The organism is Pseudomonas sp. SBT1-2 (assembly GCF_028640875.1).
Classification (GTDB): domain Bacteria; phylum Pseudomonadota; class Gammaproteobacteria; order Pseudomonadales; family Pseudomonadaceae; genus Aquipseudomonas; species Aquipseudomonas chlororaphis_I.
In genome coordinates this window covers 23,618-45,161 of record NZ_JAQZAA010000114.1, presented here as the reverse complement: position 1 = coordinate 45,161, position 21,544 = coordinate 23,618, and the positions used below count along the sequence as shown (strand labels likewise).

17 protein-coding genes are annotated in these 21,544 nt (G+C 66.1%); 11 read left to right on the top strand and 6 right to left on the bottom strand.

The window, feature by feature from the left end; translation table 11 throughout:
- Positions 1-26 precede the first annotated feature (26 nt).
- The 6 genes from PVZ78_RS28475 to tssA form a co-directional block, all read right to left on the bottom strand.
- The gene (locus tag PVZ78_RS28475) at positions 27-470 is read right to left on the bottom strand and encodes a hypothetical protein (RefSeq protein WP_009049569.1); all 444 of its coding nucleotides are present in this window, start codon (positions 468-470) and stop codon (positions 27-29) included.
- The gene (locus tag PVZ78_RS28470) at positions 467-898 is read right to left on the bottom strand and encodes a type VI secretion system amidase effector protein Tae4 (RefSeq protein ID WP_028682143.1); all 432 of its coding nucleotides are present in this window, start codon (positions 896-898) and stop codon (positions 467-469) included. The genes PVZ78_RS28475 and PVZ78_RS28470 overlap by 4 nt, the downstream gene beginning before the upstream one ends.
- A 75-nt stretch (positions 899-973) precedes the next feature.
- On the bottom strand, positions 974-1,462 hold the full coding sequence (locus PVZ78_RS28465) for an Hcp family type VI secretion system effector (protein ID WP_009044340.1): 489 nt from the start codon (positions 1,460-1,462) through the stop codon (positions 974-976).
- Between the two features lie 97 nt (positions 1,463-1,559).
- On the bottom strand, positions 1,560-3,056 hold the full coding sequence (gene tssC / locus PVZ78_RS28460) for a type VI secretion system contractile sheath large subunit (protein WP_009049567.1): 1,497 nt from the start codon (positions 3,054-3,056) through the stop codon (positions 1,560-1,562).
- 15 nt (positions 3,057-3,071) lie between these two features.
- A complete protein-coding gene (gene tssB, locus PVZ78_RS28455; RefSeq protein WP_009049566.1) occupies positions 3,072-3,587 on the bottom strand; it encodes a type VI secretion system contractile sheath small subunit in 516 nt (171 codons plus the stop codon).
- A gap of 55 nt (positions 3,588-3,642) precedes the next feature.
- Positions 3,643-4,671, bottom strand: a complete 1,029-nt coding sequence (gene tssA / locus PVZ78_RS28450) for a type VI secretion system protein TssA (protein WP_037005791.1) — start codon at positions 4,669-4,671, stop codon at positions 3,643-3,645.
- 383 nt (positions 4,672-5,054) lie between these two features.
- Here tssA and tagH point away from each other — a divergent pair, with 383 nt between their 5' ends.
- From tagH to PVZ78_RS28395, 11 genes are all read left to right on the top strand, one after another.
- Complete coding sequence (gene tagH, locus PVZ78_RS28445; RefSeq protein ID WP_273829620.1) at positions 5,055-6,455, top strand: type VI secretion system-associated FHA domain protein TagH; 1,401 nt, start codon at positions 5,055-5,057, stop codon at positions 6,453-6,455.
- Positions 6,456-6,565: 110 nt separating this feature from the next.
- Positions 6,566-7,036 (top strand): type VI secretion system lipoprotein TssJ, encoded by a 471-nt coding sequence (tssJ, locus tag PVZ78_RS28440; RefSeq protein ID WP_273829619.1) that lies wholly within the window; start codon positions 6,566-6,568, stop codon positions 7,034-7,036.
- Between the two features lie 21 nt (positions 7,037-7,057).
- Positions 7,058-8,392 carry a type VI secretion system baseplate subunit TssK gene (tssK, locus tag PVZ78_RS28435; protein ID WP_081360683.1) on the top strand — a complete coding sequence of 445 codons (1,335 nt, stop codon included), beginning with the start codon at positions 7,058-7,060 and terminating at the stop codon, positions 8,390-8,392.
- A 6-nt stretch (positions 8,393-8,398) separates the two neighbouring features.
- A complete protein-coding gene (locus tag PVZ78_RS28430; protein ID WP_124308885.1) occupies positions 8,399-9,766 on the top strand; it encodes a DotU family type VI secretion system protein in 1,368 nt (455 codons plus the stop codon).
- On the top strand, positions 9,763-13,275 hold the full coding sequence (gene tssM, locus PVZ78_RS28425; RefSeq protein WP_016703053.1) for a type VI secretion system membrane subunit TssM: 3,513 nt from the start codon (positions 9,763-9,765) through the stop codon (positions 13,273-13,275). Before PVZ78_RS28430 ends, tssM begins: the two co-directional genes overlap by 4 nt.
- Complete coding sequence (gene tagF, locus PVZ78_RS28420; protein WP_273829618.1) at positions 13,272-13,964, top strand: type VI secretion system-associated protein TagF; 693 nt, start codon at positions 13,272-13,274, stop codon at positions 13,962-13,964. Before tssM ends, tagF begins: the two co-directional genes overlap by 4 nt.
- Positions 13,965-14,011: 47 nt before the next feature.
- Positions 14,012-14,737, top strand: coding sequence for a PP2C family protein-serine/threonine phosphatase (locus tag PVZ78_RS28415; protein WP_016703051.1), 726 nt, complete (start codon positions 14,012-14,014; stop codon positions 14,735-14,737).
- Positions 14,738-14,771: 34 nt separating this feature from the next.
- Positions 14,772-17,846 (top strand): serine/threonine-protein kinase, encoded by a 3,075-nt coding sequence (locus tag PVZ78_RS28410; protein WP_414885665.1) that lies wholly within the window; start codon positions 14,772-14,774, stop codon positions 17,844-17,846.
- A complete protein-coding gene (locus tag PVZ78_RS28405) occupies positions 17,846-18,562 on the top strand; it encodes an ABC transporter ATP-binding protein (protein WP_041989567.1) in 717 nt (238 codons plus the stop codon). Before PVZ78_RS28410 ends, PVZ78_RS28405 begins: the two co-directional genes overlap by 1 nt.
- Positions 18,562-19,749 (top strand): ABC transporter permease, encoded by a 1,188-nt coding sequence (locus tag PVZ78_RS28400; protein ID WP_273829616.1) that lies wholly within the window; start codon positions 18,562-18,564, stop codon positions 19,747-19,749. Before PVZ78_RS28405 ends, PVZ78_RS28400 begins: the two co-directional genes overlap by 1 nt.
- Complete coding sequence (locus PVZ78_RS28395) at positions 19,742-21,487, top strand: SUMF1/EgtB/PvdO family nonheme iron enzyme (protein ID WP_443218366.1); 1,746 nt, start codon at positions 19,742-19,744, stop codon at positions 21,485-21,487. Before PVZ78_RS28400 ends, PVZ78_RS28395 begins: the two co-directional genes overlap by 8 nt.
- Positions 21,488-21,544: the final 57 nt, after the last annotated feature.

Sequence of the window (21,544 nt, the reverse complement as noted above, 5' to 3'; positions counted from 1 at the left end):
GCTTCGAGCCGAGCCCTGGCGTGCGGTCAAGCGTCGGGTTCGAACAGGCCGATAAACATTTTCTCATCCCACTGGAAGGGCGGGCAGGCCGTCACCCGGCTCACCGCCGACGAGGCTTCCAGAGTCTGATCGGAGCCGCTGCGTAGCGCCTGGATCTCGGTGCGGCAATCCCGACTGGGCGAGGGCAGTTGCTCGCTGCTTTCCACCAAGATCACCTGGCGTGTCCCCACCTGCTTGGTGCGCAGCGTGCCGCTGGGGTCACGGTGGAACTGGCAAGGCCATTTCAGGCTCAGGTCGATGCCGGGTTGCTGCGGGACCAGCACGCGACAGTTGCCATTGCGCTCTTCCAGCAGCAGGTCCCGGGCCAGGAAGCGCGCCTGGGTGGCGCTGTCGGCCGGGTTCTGCGCGCAGGCGGGCAAAATCAGACCCGCCAAGCCCGCGACCATAAGGCGAAACCGGCGCTGACTCATGACAGCTCCCAGAACCACACCTGGGCGGAGTGGTTGGCCGGGTCGTCATAGGTCTTGGTGAAACCGCGACTCCACAGGTCGATATGGTCGCCGGCCGCGCGACTCTCGCCACTGCGGGTAAAGCAATCCTTGAAAAAAATGATCCCGTTCTTCTCATTGAGCTGCAGCTTGGCCTTGGCCGCGTCGGTAAAGATGCTCGGCCGGCCCAGATGCTGGCGCCACAGCCAGTTCGCCAGCGACTCGGCGCCGCGGGCGTGGCCGTGGCTGCAGCGCGGTTCCGAATAGGTGTGGCCATCCACGAGGATGCTTCTCTCGGCGTTGAGCGTAATGCTCATGCGGATCGCGCATTGATTTTCCCAACCGCCATCGCAAGGCTGGCTTTCAGTCGGGTAGTTGTTCCACAGATTGATGAACGCGGGTCTGGCCATCATCGAACCTCCTGTTGCGCCGTGGCCCCTGGTACAAGCCGAGCACCCTGCGGCAGGGCTGCAGGGTGGCTGGCGTCATACCTTGACGTTTTGGCGGATATTCCAGCCGTACTTGACCGGGCCGCCGTCCTTGGAACCGTCCTGCTTCTGCGGTTGGTAGTCGACCAGCACCTGGCCGAAATTCAGCGCGATGTTTTCGGTCAGGCGATCCGCACCGCCACTGCCGCCGGTGCCGATCGAGGACACCAGGACCTCCTTGAGGGTGATGGTCAGGTACTCGACCGGATCGTCGCCGCCGGCCTTGCGCACCGTCAGCTTGGCCTCGTCGTAATGCTTGCCGCTGGAGCAGGCCATCATCAGGTTGGGGGAGGATTTATCCACCCACTTGGTCAACGTCAGGTCGTGGATATTGACCTTGCCGGCACCGCCGCCACCGCCCACATGCATGTTGCCGGACTGGGCCATGGCCCAGCTCCAGGAAAGCACGTCGATCTCCTCCTTGTGGTTCTTGTCCTGGGACTCGCCCTTGACGTCGCCGATCTTGATAAACATATCAACAGCCATCATGCCTCCTTGAGTGGTCTACACCACTGTGCTCCAGCGATTGGCCACGCTGTGTTGCAGTGCACCCGCCACCACGGCGAGTGCCACCGGGGATGGATCAAACCGCCTTGGCGGATGGAAGCTTGGATACCAGCCGCAGCGATACCGTGAGCCCTTCGAGCTGGTAATGCGGGCGCAGGTAGAACTTCGAGCTGTAGTAACCGGGATTGCCCTCGACCTCTTCGACCACCACCTCCGCCGCGGCCAAGGGGTGCTGGGCCTTGGTGGTTTCGGTGGAGTGGGCCGGGTCGCCGTCCACGTAATTGAGAATCCAGTTCTGCAGCCAGCGCTGCATGTCGTCCTTTTCCTTGAACGAGCCGATCTTGTCGCGAACGATGCACTTCAGGTAATGGGCGAAGCGGCAGGTGGCGAACAGGTAGGGCAGGCGTGCCGCCAGGTTGGCGTTGGCGGTGGCGTCGGGGTCGTCATACTCGGCCGGCTTCTGCAGCGATTGCGCGCCGATGAAGGCGGCGAGGTCGGTGTTCTTCTTGTGCAGCAGCGGCATGAAACCGTTCTTCGCCAGCTCCGCCTCGCGCCGGTCGGCGATGGCGATTTCGGTCGGGCACTTCATGTCCACGCCACCGTCGTCGGTGGGGAAGGTGTGCGTCGGCAGGTTCGGCACCTCGCCGCCGGACTCCACGCCGCGAATCCGCGAGCACCAGCCATAGAGCTTGAACGAGCGGTTGATGTTCACCGCCATCGCATAGGCCGAGTTGGCCCAGGTGTACTTGGAACTGTCGGCGCCGTTGGTTTCTTCCTCGAAGGCGAAGGCATCCACCGGGTCGGTCTTGGCGCCGTAGGGCAGGCGGGCGAGGAAACGCGGCATGGTCAGGCCGATGTAGCGCGAATCCTCGGAATCGCGCAGCGAACGCCAGGCAGCGTATTCCGGCGTGGTGAAGATCTTGGTCAGGTCGCGCGGGTTGGACAGCTCCTGCCAGGAGCCCATGCCCATCACCGTCGGCGAGGCCGCGCTGATGAACGGCGCATGCATCGCCGCGCAGACCTTGGCCAGCTCGCCGAGCAGCTCGACGTCCGGCGACGACTGGTCGAAGTAGTAATCGCCCACCAGGCAGCCGAACGGCTCGCCGCCGAACTGGCCGTATTCCTCTTCGTACATTTTCTTGAAGATCGGGCTCTGGTCCCAGGCGGTGCCCTTGAACTTCTTCAGGGTCTTGTGCAGGTCGCCCTTGGCGATGCTCATCACGCGGATCTTCAGCTGCTCGTCGGTTTCCGTGTTGTTGACCAGGTAGTGCAGGCCGCGCCAGGCGCTTTCCAGTTGCTGGAAGTCGGCGTGATGCATGATCAGGTTGACCTGCGCGGTGAGCTTGGCGTCGATTGCGGCGATGATCGATTCGATGGATTTGATCGCGTCGTTGGAGATCAGCTCGGTCTTGCTCAGGGCCTGTTCGGCCAGGGTGCGCACGGCGCTTTCCACCGCCTCACGGGCGTGCTCGGTCTTGGGCTTGAACTCTTGCAGGAGCAGGGCGGCGAAGTCGCTCGGTTGTTCGATCGCGGCGTCTGCCTGGGCCTGCGGGTCTTTCATCAATTCGGCCATGGTCTGCGTCCTCTGTCAGGCTTGCGGCTCGGGTTCGGTCGGTTTCGGCGCGCTGGCCAATGCCTGCAACAGCGCCGGGTCCTTGATCGCCTTCATGATCATGTCCTCGGCGCCGGTCTTGCCGTCCATGTAGGTCAGCAGATTGGCCAGCTGGGTGCGGGCTTCGAGCAGTTGGTTGAGGGCATCGACCTTGCGCGCCACCGCGGCCGGGCTGAAGTCGTCCATGCTCTCGAATGTGATGTCCAGGCTCAGGTTGCCTTCGCCGGTCAGGGCATTGGGCACGTTGAACGCCACCCGCGGTTTCATCGCCTTGAGCCGCGAGTCGAAGTTGTCGACGTCGATCTCCAGGAACTTGCGGTCGGCCACCGCCGGCAGCGGTTCGGCGGGCTTGCCGACAAGGTCGGCCATCACCCCCATGACGAAGGGCAATTGCACCTTCTTCTCCGCACCGTAAAGCTCTACGTCGTACTCGATCTGCACCCGGGGAGCACGGTTACGGGCGATGAATTTCTGGCTGCTGGTGTTAGCCATTTTTCCTCCTGCGCTGCCTAGGCGGCTGTGTTGGATGGGCGTCGGTTAAGCGTTTTCACTCGGACTGTTCACCTTCGGGCCCGCGCAATTTTTCGAACTGGGAAAAACCGTCCGGAATCAGGTTGCTCACGATGGTGGCGAAATCCGCGCTGACCAGGCTCTTGGCGCGGCTCAAGAGCACGGGCACCGGGCTTGAGGGCTCGTGCCTGACGTAGTAACCGAGGATGCGGTCGAGGCTGCGCAGCACATCGTCACGGTTGCCGATCTCGCCCGCGATGCGCGGCGCGGCGGCGCTGGGGGCCGTGGACGTGGCTGCATCGACAGGCTCGCCGGCCTGCGCGACAGCGCTGGAAACGCCCGGCTGCGGGGCGTGCTCGGCGATGATTTGCACCGCATGCCGAAGCAGTTGCTTGATCGTGCCCAGGTCCGCGCCGTGGTTGGAGCCGACCCGTTCGTTGACCTCGCGCTCTATGGTCAACAGCGTGCCATGGGCATCGTTCAGGGCGGCGCGGCAGGCCTCGAGCTGTTCGCCCGCGCAGTCCTGAAAGGCCGCGCCGAGCTGGTCCGGGCTGAGACTTTCACTGGCGAAGCGCTGCAAGCCGGCGGCATTCAGCGCGGCCCGCAGGCCGACGTTGCCAAAGGCCCGCGAGCTGATCAGCGGCATGCCCCAGAGCAGGCGAATGACCGGCTCGGCGTTGAGGCCGGCGAGGGCGTTGATCCGGAAAGTGGGGTCATTGCCATCTTCTGCATCCAGCTTGGGATGCAGGTCGTCCCAATACTGCGCGAGCAACTGCTGGATCAGCTGCAACCCTTGCACCAGGCCGGGCAGGCCTTGCAGGGCAATGGCGCTTTGCAGGAAGTAGTTGGCGATGCGCAGGTCTTTGCTGCGCGTGAACAGCTCGACGCAGAGGTCGCGGACCTGGCGCCATTCCGGCGGTGTGGCGGGTAGCACGGCATCGCCCATCTGCCGTTCGGGCTGGCCTTGCGCCGCGCGTTCAAGCTCGAGAAAGGCGGCGTCGTACTCGAGGTCGCCGCCACAGGGGGAGTCAGGGGAAATGGTTTCCAACAAACGCTGTACATCCATCACGGACGTGATCTCCATATCGGCCCGGCAATCGGCGCCCGGTCAGGGCGAGCGCACGACAAAATCCCTTTCCTGCAGATGCGTGTTCTATCCAGACCCACTTTTTTGGTCATTTCTGGATTCAATAATTGAACTGAAGTTTTAGCCCAGTTCAATTGTTGTCAAGAAACTCTCCGACCAATGGGGGGAACCTTGTGATGTTTGAAGATAGGTGGTGGGTGGTGGTTCTTTTAGTTTCTTTTGTTATAGGGCTTATTTGAAAAAAGCGAATATAAGCGCAGGAACTTTGAGGGCACGGAAATCTTTTAGGGGGCTATACTCGCTTTGCACTCGCTGGCATGCCCGAGCTGTTGTTATTGAGCAATACCGTACAAGGAGTTCTAATGCCGCTGCGTTTGACAATCACCAGTTATCACAAGCTGACTCCCGGCCAACGGGCGGAGTTCGAGCTTGATCGCGGTGAGCTGAAAATCGGTCGCAACCCCGAGAACGACTGGGTACTTCCAGACCCGGAGCGCCTGGTGTCCGGCCAGCACTGCGTCATTCAACTGCGTGACGGCACCTACTACCTGACCGACACCAGTACCAATGGCGTACAGCTGATGAATGCCGGCGTGCGCATGCACCGCGGCAACAGCGAACCCTTGCGCGACGGCGAACTGCTGCGCGTCGGCGAGTACGACATCCTGGTGCAGATCAACGGCGCCCCGCAGATCGTCAACGGCGCACCCGGGATGAGCGATCCCTTTACCGGCTTCGATGCGCTGATCAAGCGCCAGGCGCCGGGCGAGATTCCCGGCGCAGCGGCGGCGCCCCCCAGCAGGGTGCAGATCCACGCGGGCGGTTCGCCCCTGGACACCAAGCCCGACCTGTTCGATTTTCTCGCGTCCCCGGCTGTCCCCCCTCCGGCCCTGGCCGACCACGTGCCGCCCGAACGCCATGATTTCCGCCCGCCCGAGCCACAACGCGCCAGCGCCCCCCCGGCCAGCGAAACCGGCGCGGCACCGGCGATTCCGGCGGATTGGGACCCCTTCACCGAGCTGGGTGCGGGCCCGGCGCCGGTGGCGCCGCCCCCTGCGCAAGCCCAGCCGCAACCATTGCCAGCGGTATCGGAAAATATTGCCAGCAGCGCACCCGAACCGGCCGTGCAACGGGCCGCGGTTGCGCCTGCGGCGCCGGCAATCGGGGGCGATAATGAACAGGTGCTGGAAGCCTTTCTCAGGGGCGCGGGGCTCGAGCAATTGCGTATCGACAGAGGCGAAACCCGCGCGCAAATGGAGGCCATCGGCCGCAGCTACCGGCATATGGTCGAGGGGTTGATCGAGGTGCTGCGCGCCCGTGCCAGCCTCAAGGGTGAGTTCCGCATGGCCCAGACCATGATCCGCCCGGTGGAGAACAACCCCCTCAAATTCGCCCCCAATGTCGATGAGGCGCTGCTGTTATTGCTGCGTTCCGGCAACCAGGCCTTCATGCCGGCCGACCAGGCGATCAAGGAAAGTTTCGACGACCTGAAAGCGCATCAACTGGCCGTCATGGCGGGCGTACAAGCCTCGATCAAACACCTGCTCCAGCGTTTTCAGCCCGCGGTACTGGAAGCGCGTTTAAGTCAACCTTCGGCTATTGGCGCTTTGCTGCCCGGTAGGCGTCAAGCGCAATACTGGGAGTTGTTCACGGAACTCTATGCGAGCATTTCCAGGGAGGCCGAAGATGATTTCGAGGATTTGTTCGGGCGCGAATTCAGTCGAGCCTATGAAGAACAAAATACCAAGTTGCGAAAAGGCTGAGTGCCATCGGTTAGTTGGATAAAGGCTAATGGCTATTAAATAGTGAGTTGATCTTGTTTGGCTATCGGTAGTTTCGATTTGGAATAATAAATGTCAGTGAGGACGACGACATGCCAAAGTTCTTGTTGTTCGCAACAGTACTGCTGCTGACTGCCTGTACTTCGAGTCCGCCGCCGCCCCCTACGCCTACTGTCGTTGTCATGCATATCCAGGCCGCTGCCGATCTGAATCTTTCGGCGGGCGGCCAGGCGACGCCGGTGCGGGTGCGTTTGTACGAGTTGAAGAGCGGCGGAGCTTTCAGTCGCGCCGACTATTTCTCCCTGGTGAATGCCACCGGCGCGACCTTGTCCGCGGACCTGGTGGCGCAGGACGAATTGCTCATCCAGCCGGGTCAACGGCTGACCCTGGAGCGCACGCTCGACGAGCAGAGCCGTTTGCTCGGCCTGGTGGTGTCCTACCGTGAACTGGACAGCGCCGTGTGGCGCCAGATGGTCAGTATCCCGAGCAATGAAACCACGCCATTGACGGTTTCCCTGAAGGCCAGGGCGATCAGCGCGGCAGCCACGAAACCTGCGAATTAGTCCTGTCGAGGAAGCCAGCCCATGTCCTGGAATAACCGTGTGGTGTGGTCCGAAGGAATGTTTCTGCGGCCGCAGCATCTCCAGCAGCATGATCGCTACATGGAAGCCCTGATCGATGGCCGTTGCCGCCCGTTGAGCGCGGGGGGCTGGGGGTTTTCCGAGCTGCGCATCGACGAGTCCCTGCTCAGCCAGGGCAAGGTGGCGATTGTCAGCGCGCGCGGGGTGCTACCCGATGGCACGCCTTTCGACATTCCCGGCGACGATCTGCCGCCGCCGCCACTGAACGTGAACGACAACCTGCGCGATGCGCAGGTCTTCCTGGGCTTGCCGCTCAAGCGTGCCGGCAGCCGCGACACCGTGGGGGAGGGCGAGGCACCGGGCGGTGCGCGCTATATCAGCCAGGTGCGGGAAGTGCGCGATGACAACGCCGCCTTCGAGAGCCGCGCGTCGCTGGCGATCGGCGGCAAAGCCCTGCGCCTGCTGACCGAGCGCGACGGCCTCGGCGAATATGCCTGCCTCGGTTTGATCCGGGTCCTGGAAAAACGCGCGGACAATGCCGTGCAGCTGGACGACGACTATATCCCGCCGCTGCTCGATGTGGCCGCCTCCAGCGTGCTGGCGGCCTTTCGCAGCGAGCTGCAAGGGCTGTTGCACCAGCGCGGCGAGGCCCTGGCAGGAAGGGTGGTGGCCTCGGGGGCCGGCGGTGCCTCGGAGATTGCCGACTTTCTGCTGCTGCAACTGGTCAATCGCGCCGAGCCCCTGCTCAGCCACCTGGCCCGGTTGAGCCCCTTGCACCCGCAGGACTTCTATCGCGAGGCGGTCTGCCTGGCGGGGGAGTTCGCCACCTTTTCCGCCGCCGGGCGTCGCCCCAGCGACTACCCGGCCTATGCCCACGACGACCTGGCGAGCAGTTTCGCCCCGGTGATGCACGATCTGCGGCAAGCCTTGTCGATGGTCATCGATACCCGCGCCACACCGATTCCCATCGTCGAGAAATCCTACGGCGTGCATGTGGCGATGCTGGCCGACAAGAGCTTGCTGGAGATGGCCAGCTTCGTCCTGGTGGTGCGGGCCGAGGTACCGGCCGAAACCCTGCGCACGCATTTCCCCCAGCAGGCCAAGATCGGCTCGGTGGAACACATCCGCGACCTGGTCAACCTGCAGTTGCCGGGCATCGCCTTGCTGTCCATGCCCGTGGCGCCGCGGCAGATTCCCTATCACGCCGGCTCGAGCTATTTCGAACTGGACCGTGGCAGCGAGCACTGGAAACAGTTGGCCAACTCAGGGGGATTCGCCTTTCACATTGCCGGCCAGTTCCCGGGCCTGAACCTGGCCTTCTGGGCCATCCGAGGATAATTCGTCATGCACCCGATCGATGATCCCTTCGGCAGCTCTGGCGTAGGCGGCACTTCAGGCGGCGCCTCGCCGGGCGGCAACGACCATACCCTGATCATGCCGCGGCCCGGCGGGCGCTCCGTCGATGCCTCTACGCCAAGGAAGGATGGCGCCAGCGCCGCCGATCCGCACATTGCGATGCCGGGCGCGCCAGTGGCGAGCAGCCTGGCCCAGGGCCTCAACCCGCTGGAGCGGGCGGCCGGCCCGATACTGGCGTTGCTGACCCGCTTGCGCAGCACCCTCGCTCACCCGCAACCGGCCAGCCTGCGCGCCCAGTTGCTGGCCTACCTGCGCCAGTTCGAGGAGCAGGCGCGCGCCGCCGGCGTCGCCCAGGATGAGGTGATGCTCAGCCGTTATGTGCTCTGTACCGCGCTGGACGAAGCGGTACTCAGCACGCCCTGGGGCAGTACCAGCGACTGGGGCAAGCAGAGCCTGCTGATCACCCTGCACAACGAAGCCTGGGGCGGCGAAAAAGTCTTCCAGCTGCTCGAACACTGTCTGCAGAACCCCCAGCAGCGCCTGCACATTCTCGAACTGCTGTACCTCTGTATCTGCCTGGGTTTCGAGGGCCGCTACCGGGTCATGAATGACGGCCGCAGCCAGCTGGAGGCGTTGCGCGAGCGCACCAGTGCGACCATTCGCAGCGTGCGCGGCGAATTCGAGCGCGAGCTGTCGCCGCATTGGCGGGGGCTCAGCGTGGTGCGCGATCGCTTGTCGCAATTCCTGCCGCCCTGGGTTGGCGTGGCCATTTGCCTGGCCGTGCTGTTGCTGCTGCTGTTCGGCTTGCGCCTGAAGCTGGCGGCCGACGCCGAGCCGGTGTTTCGCAATATCCACGCCCTGGGCGAGATCCCGGTGCAAACTATCGACCGTCCAGCGCAGCAGCCCAGGTTGATCGAACGCCCACGCCTGGCGCGCTTCCTCGCCGAGGACATCAAGGCCCAGCGCGTTGCCGTGGAGGATGCGCTGGATCGCTCGGTGGTGACCATTCGTGGCGACGAGTTGTTCGCCTCGGGCAGCGCGAGCATTTCCGAACAGTTGCAGCCCTTGCTGCTGCGGGTCGCCGATGCCCTGCGCCAGGTCAAGGGCACGGTGCAGGTCACCGGGCACAGCGATAACCGACCGATCGCCACCTTGCGCTACCCCTCGAACTGGAAGCTGTCGCAGGATCGGGCGCAGCAAGTGATGGAGATCCTCGCCGCCCGCAGCGGGCAACCCCAGCGCTTCACCGCCGAAGGGCGCAGCGACGCGGAACCTGTTGCTTCCAATGACAGCGCCGCCGGACGCGCCAGGAACAGGCGCGTAGAGATTACCGTGCTAGCGGAGGGCAACCAGTGAAGGCCTTTATCAATTTCCTGGTGCGCTGGGTGGTGCCGCTGCTCGGCCTGCTCGCCCTGAGCCTGGTGATCTGGTTCCTCGGTCCGCTGATCATCGTCGCCGCCTATGAACCCTTGGCCCCGGCGGCCGTACGCTGGGCGCTGATCGGCCTGTTGTTCCTGGCCTGGATCGGTGTGCGCGTATTGCGCATCGTCCAGGCCCGGCGCAACGCCGCCAAGGTCATGCAGGGCCTGGCGGCGGTGGCGCCGGATGCGGCCAGCGTCGCCACCGCCGAAGAGCTGGCGGCCCTCAAGCAACGCATGGACGAAGCGCTGCTATTGCTCAAGCGCAGCAAGCTCGGCGGTAACGAGCGGCGCAACCTTTACGAGCTGCCCTGGTACGTGATCATCGGCCCGCCGGGCTCGGGCAAGACCACCGCGCTGGTCAATTCCGGGATGCACTTTCCGCTGGCCGAACAGATGGGGAGCGGGGCGATCCGCGGCGTCGGCGGTACGCGCAACTGCGACTGGTGGTTCACCGACGAAGCGGTGCTGCTGGACACCGCCGGGCGCTACACCACCCAGGACAGCCATGCGGCGGTGGACAAGGCGGCCTGGCTGGGCTTTCTCGACCTGTTGAAGAACCAGCGCAAGCGCCGGCCGATCGATGGCGTCTTCGTCGCCATCAGCCTGTCCGACCTGTTATTGGGCAGCGAGGCCGAGCGCAGCGCCCATGCCCGGGCCATCCGCACGCGGGTGCAGGAGCTGTATAGCCAGCTCGGTGTGCGCTTCCCGATCTACGTGATGCTCACCAAGTTCGACCTGGTGCCGGGGTTCATGGAGTTCTTCGACGCGCTGAGCAAGGAAGAGCGCGCCCAGGTCTGGGGCGTCACCTTTGCCCTGGACGATGGCAAGAGCCCCCAAGGCCCGCTGGCCCGTTTCGACGAGGAGTTCACCGCCCTCGAGGCGCGTCTTACCGAGCGTTTGGTGGAACGCCTGCAACAGGAGCGCGACCCCAACCGACGCGATCTGATCTACGGCTTCATCCAGCAGTTCGCGGCGTTGCGGCACAACCTGTCGTCCTTCCTCGAGGGGGTATTCAAGCCCAATCCCTATGAAGAACGTGCGCTGTTGCGCGGGCTTTACTTCACCAGCGGCACCCAGGAAGGCAGCCCCATCGACCGTCTGATCGGCAGCATGGCGCAAAGCATGAACCTGGATCGCCAGCACCTGGCGCGCCAGACCGGCACCGGTCGCAGTTACTTCATCACCCGCTTGTTCCGCGATGTCGCCTTCGGCGAGCGCGGCCTGGTCGGCAGCAACCCCAAGGTCGAGCGCCGGCATCGCTGGATCAATCGTGGCGTACTCGCCGCCAGTGCCGTGGTATTGCTTGCGGTGACGGCCATCTGGGTCGCCAGCTACCGCGCCAATCAGGCCTATATCGCCGAGGTGGACGCGCGCCTGGCGCCGCTCAAGGGGCAGGTCGAATCGCTCAGCCCGGCGCAGCGCGAGGTATTGGCCGTGCTGCCGCTGCTCAACGCCGTTCGCCATGTCGCCGACAATTCGCTGTCCTGGGCCGAAGGCTATGGCCTGTTCCAGGGCGACATGCTCGGCGCCGAAGCCACCAGCGTGTACCGCAAGCTGCTGATCGCGGTGCTGGCGCCGCGTCTGCTGACGCGCATCGAGGAACAGTTGCGCAGCGGCGGCAACACCGAGTTTCTCTACGAAGGCCTCAAGGTCTACCTGATGCTGGCCAGCGCCGAGCACTATGACGCCGATGCCATCAAGACCTGGATCAACCTCGACTGGGACCGCAGCCTGCCGCGCGACCTGGCCCCGGAACAGCGGCTGGCCCTGGCCGAGCATCTCAATGCGCTGTTCGCCCACAAGCCACCACCGGCGAGGCTGGATGAGGAACTGCTGGCCGACCTGCGTCGGCAGTTGCAGCAGATGTCCGTGGCGCAGCGGGTCTACAGCCGGGTGAAACGCCAGAAGCTGCCCGAGGGCGTAGCGGATTTTCGCCTCAGCGAAGCGGCCGGGCGCGACGCCGCCCTGGTGTTCACGCGCAAGAGCGGCAAGCCGCTGAGCGATCCGTTATCCGGTTTCTATACCTACCGCGGCTACCGCCAGGCGTTCATGGTCGCCAGTCTCAGCCAGTCCGGCGCCCTGGCCGAGGAGCAATGGGTACTCGGCCGGCCGCTGAACGACAACCAGGATGTCGCCAGCCTGGCCCTGGAGGTGCGGGCCCTGTACTTCCAGGATTTCCTCAACCAATGGGAAACACTGCTCGGCGATCTCGACTTCGTCTCGGTCAACAGCATCGCCCAGGCTGCCGATGTGCTGCGGGTGCTCTCCGGGCCAAACTCGCCACTGAAGAAACTGCTCGCCGCAGTGGCCAAGGAAACCAACCTGCAACAAGAGGATCGCCTGCTGGCCGAGAAGCTCAAGGCCGCCGACGGCACCGTGGACAAACTCAAGCAGCAGCTCGGCTCGCTGGTCGGCCAATCGGCCCAGGAAGATTCGTCGGCAGCCTCGCAGGTCGATCCCATCACCGCGCGCTTCGCCGAGCTCAATAGCCTGCTGGCCACCAGCGGGGAGGGGCCCGCGCCGATCGACGATCTGCTGGCCCAGCTCAACGAGCTCTATGTGCAGGTCAGCGCCATGAGCGGCGCCAGCGGCGAGGCCCTGCTGGGCGAGGCGAAGAACCAGGCGGTGGCCACGGCATCGCGGGTCAAGCTCGGCGCCGAACGTCAGCCGCCACTGGTGCAGAAGCTGGTCAACTCGGTGGTCAACGCCACCACCAGCAGCATGATGGGCGGCATCCGCACCCAGCTGAACGCGGCCTGGGTCAGTGAGGTGGTGAATGTCTACCGCCAGTCCCTGGCTGGCCGTTACCCCATGGTCAACTCCAGTTCGCGGGAGGCCACCCTGGAGGACTTCGGCAACTTCTTCGGCGTGGGCGGGGTGATGGACAACTACTTTCGCAAGTACCTGCAACCCTACGTCAACACCTCGACCAGCAGCTGGCGCTGGCAGCCGGGCGCAGCTGAAAAACTCGGCATAGGCCCGGGCGTGCTGCAAACCTTCCAGCGCGCCGCGGCCATTCGCGATGCCTACTTCCGCGCCGGAGGCACCCGGCCGACGGTTCGCTTCGAACTCAAGCCCGTGGCCATGGACGCCTCCATCAGCCAGTTCCTGCTCGACCTGGACGGCCAGCAGCTCAGCTACGACCATGGCCCCAGCCGGCCGATGGCGATGCAATGGCCCAGCCCCAACAGCCTGGGGGTGGTGCGCCTGTCCGTCACGCCGCCCACCAGCGCCGGTCGTTCGGGGCTGACCCTGGAAGGCCCCTGGGCCTGGTTTCGCCTGCTGGAACAGTCCGACCTGACCCAGGGCAACGCCCCGGACCGCTTCACCCTGCGCATGCGCGTCGACAGCTCCAGTATCTCCTGCGAGCTGCGCGCCAGCAGCGCGTTCAACCCGTTCAAGGGCCGGCTGTTGTCCGGCTTCAGCCTGCCGGAGCGCTTGTGAGCAGCCCTGGTTTCTACGGCAAGCTGGCCGGCCGCGGGGACTTCATCCACCGCGGCCTGTCGCCGACCTTTATCGAGCGCTGGGATGCCTGGCTCTCCGCTGGCATGGCCACCAGCCAGGCGGCGCTCGGGGCGGCCTGGCTGGATGCCTACCTGGTCAGCCCGCTGTGGCGCTTTGCCGTGGCGCCGGGCCTGCTCGGCAGCGAGGCGGTGGTGGGGGTGATGATGCCCAGCGTCGACCGGGTCGGGCGCTACTTCCCGCTGACCATCGCGTTGCAGCTGGAGGCCGAGACCGATCTGGGCGCGCTGGTGGCCGGCCCGGATGACTGGTTCGAGGCGGCCGAGGCCCTGTTGCTCTCGACCCTGGAGCCCGAGGCCGATGTCGAGGCCTTCGAGGCCGCGGTGCCGGCCCTCGGTAGTCCGGTCTGTAGCGTGCAGGTGCTGTGCATGCCGGCGCTGGAGGGGCAGATGCGTTTCGCCGCCACGACTGCGGCGGCGCGCGGGGCGGTGCTGCTGCAGCACGCCTGCGAGGGCGCGAGCCTTTGGTGGGGCAAGGGCTCCGGACGGGTCGCCGCTGGGCTGCTGCGTTGCCAGGGGTTGCCGGCGGCGCAGGATTTCAGCGGTTTTCTGCTGGGCGAGGGCGGCTGCGCGTCGCTTGCGCAAACCGTGCAGTTCGATTTCGGGAGCTGATTTTAAGAGCTGATTTTGGGAATTAGGGACATTTCGGGAGCCAGGGCATGTCGTCAGCCGTAACGCGTTACGAATCCGCCAGCCACAGCCATGTCGGCATGGTGCGTCAGGTCAACGAGGATGCCTGTCTGGATGCCGTGCAAGCCGGCCTCTGGGCGGTGGCCGACGGCATGGGCGGGTATGCGGCGGGCGACTTCGTCAGCAGCCTGATCGTCGACACGCTGCGCGCCATCCCGCCCGAGCCCGCCTTGCCGGCCTATGTCCAGGCATTGCGGGCGGGGCTGGAGCAGGCCAACGCGGCAGTTCGCCAGGAAACCGCGCAGCGCGGGGTCGGCATCATGGGCAGCACCCTGGTGCTGCTGGCCGCCCGAGGTGACAAGGCCACCTGCCTGTGGGCCGGCGACAGCCGCCTGTATCGCCTGCGCGAGGGCCAGCTGGAGGTCATCAGCCATGACCACAGTTATGTCCAGGAGTTGCTGGACAGCAGGCTGCTCAGCGAGGACGAGGCGCGCGAGCACCCCATGTCCAACATCGTCACCCGCGCCGTGGGCACCCAGGACCGGCTGGAGCTCTCGGCGGTGGACCTGGATGTGCGTCCCGGCGACAGCTTTCTGCTGTGCAGCGACGGGCTGACCAAGACCGTCGAGGACCATGAACTGCGCGACGTGCTGGGCAACGCGAGCCCCTATGAGGTGGTCCGCAGCCTGGTGCACCTGGGGCTGACCCGGGGCGCTCCCGACAACATCACGGCGGTAGTCGTCAATGCCCACTGAAAACGCATCAGCTGAAGAACGCTCGAGTCTGGACATGGACATTCCCGGCTATGCGATCGAGCGCGAGCTGGGCGAGGGCGCCATGGCCACGGTCTACCTGGCGACCCAGCGCTCGCTGGAGCGCAAGGTGGCGCTCAAGGTCATGGCCGCCGCGCTGGCCGCCGACCGCAGCTTCTGTGAGCGCTTCCTGCGCGAGGGCAAGACCCTGGCGCGGCTCTCCCACCCGCACACAGTGACCATCTACGACATCGGCAATGTCGGCCACTTCTACTACATGGCCATGGAGTACCTGCCGAACGGGACGCTCAAGGAGCGGATTGCCGAGGGGCTCAGCCCGCAGCAGGGCCTGGTCTACCTGCGCCAGATCGCCCTGGCCCTGGGGTATGCCCATGCCCAGGGCCTGGTGCACCGGGACGTCAAGCCGGCCAATATCCTGTTTCGCGCCAACGGTTCGGCGGTGCTCTCGGACTTCGGCATCGCCAAGTCCCTGGAGGACCACACCCAGTTCACCCAGGCCGGTTTCGCCGTGGGCACGCCCAGCTACATGAGCCCCGAACAGGCCCGCGGCCAGCAGATCGACGGGCGCACCGACCTCTACGCCCTGGGGGTGGTGCTCTACGAGATACTCACCGGCAAGCTGCCCTATATCGGCAGCGACTCGCTGTCCACGGCCCTGGCCCACTTGACCGAGCCGCTGCCCGAACTGCCCATCGCCCACGGCCGTTACCAGGGGATCCTGCGCAAGCTGCTGGCCAAGGACCCGGCCGAGCGCTTTGCCGATGCCGATGCCCTGATCGCCGCGCTGGACCATCTGCCGCCCGCCGGGCCGGCCGAGGCCGAGGCGACGCAGTTGCGCCCATTGCCGTTGCCGCCCACCGCGGCGGCCGCCGGCCAATCCGCGACGACCGACCTGGGCGGGCTGGCGCCGGTTTCCCTCGACATGCCGCCGCTCGCTGCGCCAAAGCCCGCGCCTGAGCACGCACCCGAGCCAGCCGCCACAGCCACCCGGGCCGCAAGCCTCGGCGCAGAGCCGCCGGCCGGGTCGCGTAGACCGTTATGGGCACTGTTCGGTGTGGTCGTGGCCGGGGTACTGGCCTTGGCTGGCGGGGGCTACTGGTGGCTGCGTCCGGCGCCGCCGGTGGAACCGCAAAACGACCAGGTCGAGGCGCAAAAAACGCCGGCTGGCGATGCGCAGGACTTGCCCGCCAAGACGGCCAGCGCAGCGCAACCGCCGCTGGCGACGAACGCCGATGGCGGCGACCGTCCGCTGCTGATGCCGGGCAAGAAAACCCTGTTCCAGCGGGTGCTGAGCAAGCCCGGCGCACAGGTGTCCGGCCAGCCCGGGGCGGCGCCCGACGGTGCGGCGCTGCCGGCGTTCTCGGTGCTGTATGTCTATCAGCGCAAGGCGGTGGCGGGTGGCAACTGGCTGGAGGTCGGCGCCGCCAGCGATGGCCAGCGCGATGGCTGGTTGCCGGCCGAGCAGGTCAGTGACTGGAAACAGAGCCTGGTGCTGAAATTCACCGAGCGCTCCGGTCGTTCGCCGGTCATGTTCCTGCGCGAGCAGAGCAGCCTCGAACGGTTCCTGGCTGACACGGCGCAGGCCCGCGCGGCCCTGCACAAGGCGCAGAACGAAGGCAGCGTGGACCCGCAGATCGTCGCGCTGGAGCCTGTGGCCAGCGCCATCCCCCAGGACCAGTTCTACCTGCTGCCGATTTTCCAGGCCCGAGAGAGCTTCGATGCCAACGGCCAGCCGGTGCAACTGCTCAACGTGGCCTCCATCGACCCCGGCAATACGCCCCAGGGCAAGGCCGAGGGGGCGGCCAGGGCCGGCAGCGATGCCTTCCGCACGGCGATAGTGCTGGTGGTCGACACCTCGGTGTCGATGCAGCCCTACATCGACCGGGTGCGTAAGGTCGTGCAGGCACTGCACCAGCAGATCGCCAGCCGTGGCGACCTGGACAGCGTCAGCTTCGGCCTGGTGGGGTTTCGCAGCAATGTCGAGAAGACCCCGGGCCTGGAATATGTGGCGCAAACCCTGGTGAGCCTGGAGGAGGGTCGCGATCCACAGCGCTTCCTCGAGCTGGCTGGCCAGGTCAAGGCCGCCCAGGTGTCCAGCCACGCCTTCAATGAGGATGCCTTCGCCGGTGTGATGGCGGCGGTCGAGGGTACGGACTGGAGCCCCTATGCCGGGCGGCTGATCCTGCTGGTCACCGACGCAGGCGCCCTGCGCAAGAACGATCCGCTGGGGCGCACCCAGATGAACGAAGCCGAGGTGCGCGAAGCCGCCCTCAGCAAACAGGTCAAGATCTATGCGCTGCACTTGCGCACCGAGGCCGGCCGGAAAAACCACGGCTTCGCCGAGCAGCAGTACCGCAGCCTGACGGCCGACGCCAACCCGCAGATCGGCGACCTGTACATTCCGGTGGCGGGCGGCGATGTCGGCCGCTTCGGCGACACGGTCGCCGAGATCGGCTCGGTATTCGCCGAACAGGTGCATCAGGCGCGCAACAACCAGCTGCCGAGCCTGCCGCCGCTACAAGGGACAGCGAGCGTCGCGAGCAAGGCCACGGCCATCGGCTACGCCATGCAAATGGACTTTCTCGGCCGCCAGTCGGCGGTCCGTGCGCCGCAGCTGATCACCGCCTGGACCTCCGACCATGACCTGACCAACCCCTCGCTGCCGGCCTTCCAGGTCTGCGTGCTGCTGACCAAGCTGCAGCTCAACGACCTGCAGCAGTCGCTGAAACTGATCGTCGATGCGGCCCGCCGTACCCAGACCTCGCCCAAGGATTTCTTCCAGGAAATCGCCAGCGCCAGCGCCCACATGAGCCGCGACCCGACGCGGTTGAAGCAGGGCGGCAACCTGGTCGAAGGCGGCATCCTCGGCGAGTACCTGGACGGCCTGCCGTATCGCAGCAAATCGCTGAGCATGACCCAGGACCTCTGGCTGTCCCTGAGCGTGGCCGAGCAGCAGGACTTCATCGACGAACTGGAGTCGAAGATCCGCCTGTACGAGACCTTCCACAACGACATTGCCAACTGGGTCCGCTTCGGCGAGGCCCAGCCGGGCGATGCGCTGTACCGCGTGCCCCTGGCGACGCTGCCCTGATGTTCAAGCTCAGGGATATCCGCAAGACCCGCGGCGAGGGGCCACAGCGTTACAGCCTGGTGGTGCCCCAGCTCGACCTGCGCCCGGGTCAGCGCCTGGCCCTGGTAGGCCCCAGCGGCAGCGGCAAGAGCACCTTGCTGGACCTGCTGGCCCTGGTGCTGTCGCCGGACCCGGGCGGCGTCTTCGAATGCCGCGCCGACGACCGTACGCTGGATGTCGCCGGGCTCTGGCGCAGCGGCCGCCAGGATGTGCTGGCCGGGCTGCGCAGCCGGGTCATGGGCTATGTGCTGCAGACGGGCGGGTTGCTGGGGTTTCTCGACGTGCAGCGCAACATCGGGTTGTCGCGGGCGCTGCTCGGCCTGCCGGCCGATGCCACGATCTGGCGCCTGGCCGAGCAGCTGGAAATCGCCGACCAGCTGCACAAGCTGCCGGCGGCACTCTCCGTGGGCCAGCGCCAGCGGGTCAGCATCGCCCGGGCCCTGGCCCATGGACCGAGCATCGTGCTGGCGGACGAGCCCACCGCCTCGCTGGACCCGCTGAACGCCGAACGGGTCATGCAGCTGCTGGTGGCCCAGGCCGAGGAGCGCGGCGTGTGCATCCTGGTCGCCACCCATGACGAGGCGCTGGCCCGGCGCGCCGGGCTGCAGTTGCATCCCTTGCAGGTGCAGCGCGGCGCGGATGGCGGGGTCACCGCGACGCTGGCGGGAGGTGGTTGATGCGGCTTGCCCTGATGGCCCTGCTGGCCTGGCACGACTACCGCGCCGAGGTGCGCCTGTCGGCTTGCGCGGTCCTGGCCCTGGTCGCCGTACTCGCGCCCTTGCTGGTGCTGTTCGGCCTCAAGTTCGGCCTGGTCACTACCCTGACCGAACGCCTGGAGCGCGACCCCGCCGTGCGCGAAGTGGTGCCCATGGGCGGCGGACGCTTCAGCGCCCAGGCCATCGCCGAACTGGCCGCGCGTCCCGAAGTCGCCTTCGTCGTGCCGCGTACCCGACAGATCGCCGCGACTGCCGACCTCTACCCGGACTCGGCCGGCCAGGCCCTGACGGTCGAGATGATCCCCACCGCCGCGGGCGACCCGCTGGTGGCGCCCGGGCAACTGCTCCAGGCGCCGGACCAGGTACTGCTCAGCCAGCGGGCGGCGGAGAAACTCGGGGTCCAGGGCGGCGACGTGCTGAGCGCCGCGTTCGGCCGTCAGGTAGCCGGGCGCCAGGAATACCAGCGCACCCGCCTGCGAGTGCAGGGGGTCTTGCCACTCGCGGCCTTCCCGCGCGATGCGCTGTTCGCGCCCCTGGCCCTGCTAGAGGCCGCCGAAGACTACCGCGACGGCCAGGCCTGGCCTGGGTATGAGCCACAGCTGAACCCGGCGCGGGTGTATCCGGGGTTCCGTCTCTACGCCGTGGACCTGGACGGCGTGGAGCGCCTGCGCCGGTATTTCGCCGAGCGCGGGCTTGAGGTCGCGACCCAGGCCGGCATCATCGCCCAGGTGCGCTCCCTCAGCCACAACCTGACCCTGGTGTTCTGGATCATCGCCAGCCTGGCCCTGGCCGGGGCCTTCGCGGCGATGACCGCCAGCGCCCTGGCCGCCGTCGAGCGCAAGCGCAGGGCCTTGTCGGTGTTGCGCCTGCTGGGTTTTTCGACCGGCGCCCTGATCGCCTTCGTCGTACTGCAGGCGCTGTACACCGGGGTGTTCGGCCTGCTGCTGGCCTGGGGCTTGTACGGCATGGCCGAAACCGGGCTGAACCGGCTGTTCGCACCGGCGGCGGGGGAGTACGCCTGCCGGCTGCTGCCGGTCCACTACCTGCTGGCCCTGCTGCTGACGCTGCTCTGCTGCCTGCTGGCGGCGGCCTGCGGTGGCTGGCGCGCGGCGCGGATCGAAGCATCGGAAGGATTGCGCGATGTGTAACTGGCCGAGGGTTCTGGTCTGGCTGAGGGGCCTGGTTTGGCTGAGGGCTCTGGTCTGGCTGAAGGCTCTGGTCATGCTGGCGCTGGCCGGCACAGTACAGGCGGAGAGCGCCCCGGCGGATAATCCGAAACCGCTGCCCGATGACCTCAGCCTGCCGCTGCCCTGCGAAGGTGAACTGGTGTTCCGCTACGTCTATGTCCTCGCCAAGGGCACCCTGGACGACCGTGAGGTCAATCTCGGCTACCCCTTCAGCGATGACGATCCGGGCTACCGGCAATCCTTCATCTCCGGTTACCGGCGCGACTACATCAACGGTCAGTTCGTCCTCGACGACCTGCCGGCCGACTGGCAAGCCAGGATCGCCCCGGCCCTGCCCAAGAGCGGGGCCGACAGTCTGCTCAAGCCGATGTTCTATTTCGTCGGCAAATACGAGGTCACCGAGCGCCAATACGCCCTGGTCATGGCCCAGGAGGCGGCCTTGGCGGGGCAGGGCGAGGCACCGGCCTGCGCCCCCATGAACGACATGTCTGCGCGTTTGCCCAAGGTCAAGCTGTCGCGCCTCGAGGCCGAGCGTTTTGCCGCGGTGTACAGCGCCTGGTTGCTCAAGTACCACCGCGACCGGTTGCCGGTCAGCGGCCGCGGCAAAGCGGCCGAGGACGGCGGCATGGGCTTCGTCCGCCTGCCGACCGAAGTGGAGTGGGAATTCGCCGCCCGCGGTGGCCAGGCGGTCAGCCGCCAGGCGTTGGAGGCGCGGTTGTTTCCGCGCAAGGTGCAAGGCAGCGACAGCGATGGCCCGCTAGGGGACTGGGCAGTGTTCAGCCAGGTCGCCGGGGGCACGGGGCAGGGCGCGCGGCTGTTGCCGGTCGGGCTGAAAAACCCCAATCCATTGGGACTGTTCGACGTGATCGGCAATGCCGCGGAGATGGTCCAGGAGTCCTTCCAACTGGTCCACGCCGGCCGCCGCCAGGGCAGTTACGGCGGCTTCGTGGTCAAGGGCGGCAACTACCTGGAAGGCGAGCTGACGCTGTTCACCGGCATGCGCCGGGAATACCCGCTGTTCGCCGCCGACGGCAGCGAACAGCGCAACGCCACCACCGGTTTCCGGGTGGCGCTGGGGGCGTTGTCGGCACCGCGCTCCCGCTACGAGGAACTGTTCGAGCAGTGGCAGCAGGAGGGCCGCCTGGCAGGCCTGACCGATGAAATCGAGGCTGCCGAAGACCCGACCCAATTACTGGACAGTCTCATCGCCAGCAGCACCGACCCGAACCTGCAGGCCCGCCTGGCGCGGGTGAACGAAGAACTCAAGCGCAACGTGTCGCTGATCGCCCGGCAGCGCGAGGAGGCCGCCGGCAACCTGATCCAGTCGGCGGCCCTGGTGGCCGAGACCGTCAACAACTACAACATTCGCCTGACCAACCTGAAGAAGGATCGCGATCAGGCGCGGGCCGCCCAGGACGAAGCCACCGCCAAGCTCTATGAAACGGCTATCGCCAATGGGCGCAGTGCGCTCGAGGGTGCCCTGGCGATCTACATCGACAACCTGGCGAACGGAACGCGCTACACCGACGCGGTGATCCAGGCGCAGTTCCAGCGGACCCGGGAAGAGCTCAATCACAAGCCGGTACTGGGAAAAAGCCTGGTCGCCCGGGCCACGCTTTTCGTCAGGCACGTGGGCCAGTTTCGCCAGCAGCGCCGAGCCGATCCGGAGACGATCCTGAAGGAGCTGCTTGGACCCTGAGCAGGGTGTCGGAACGGCCGTCGGTGGCGGCGAAGACCAGCTAGGCTGGATGTAGCG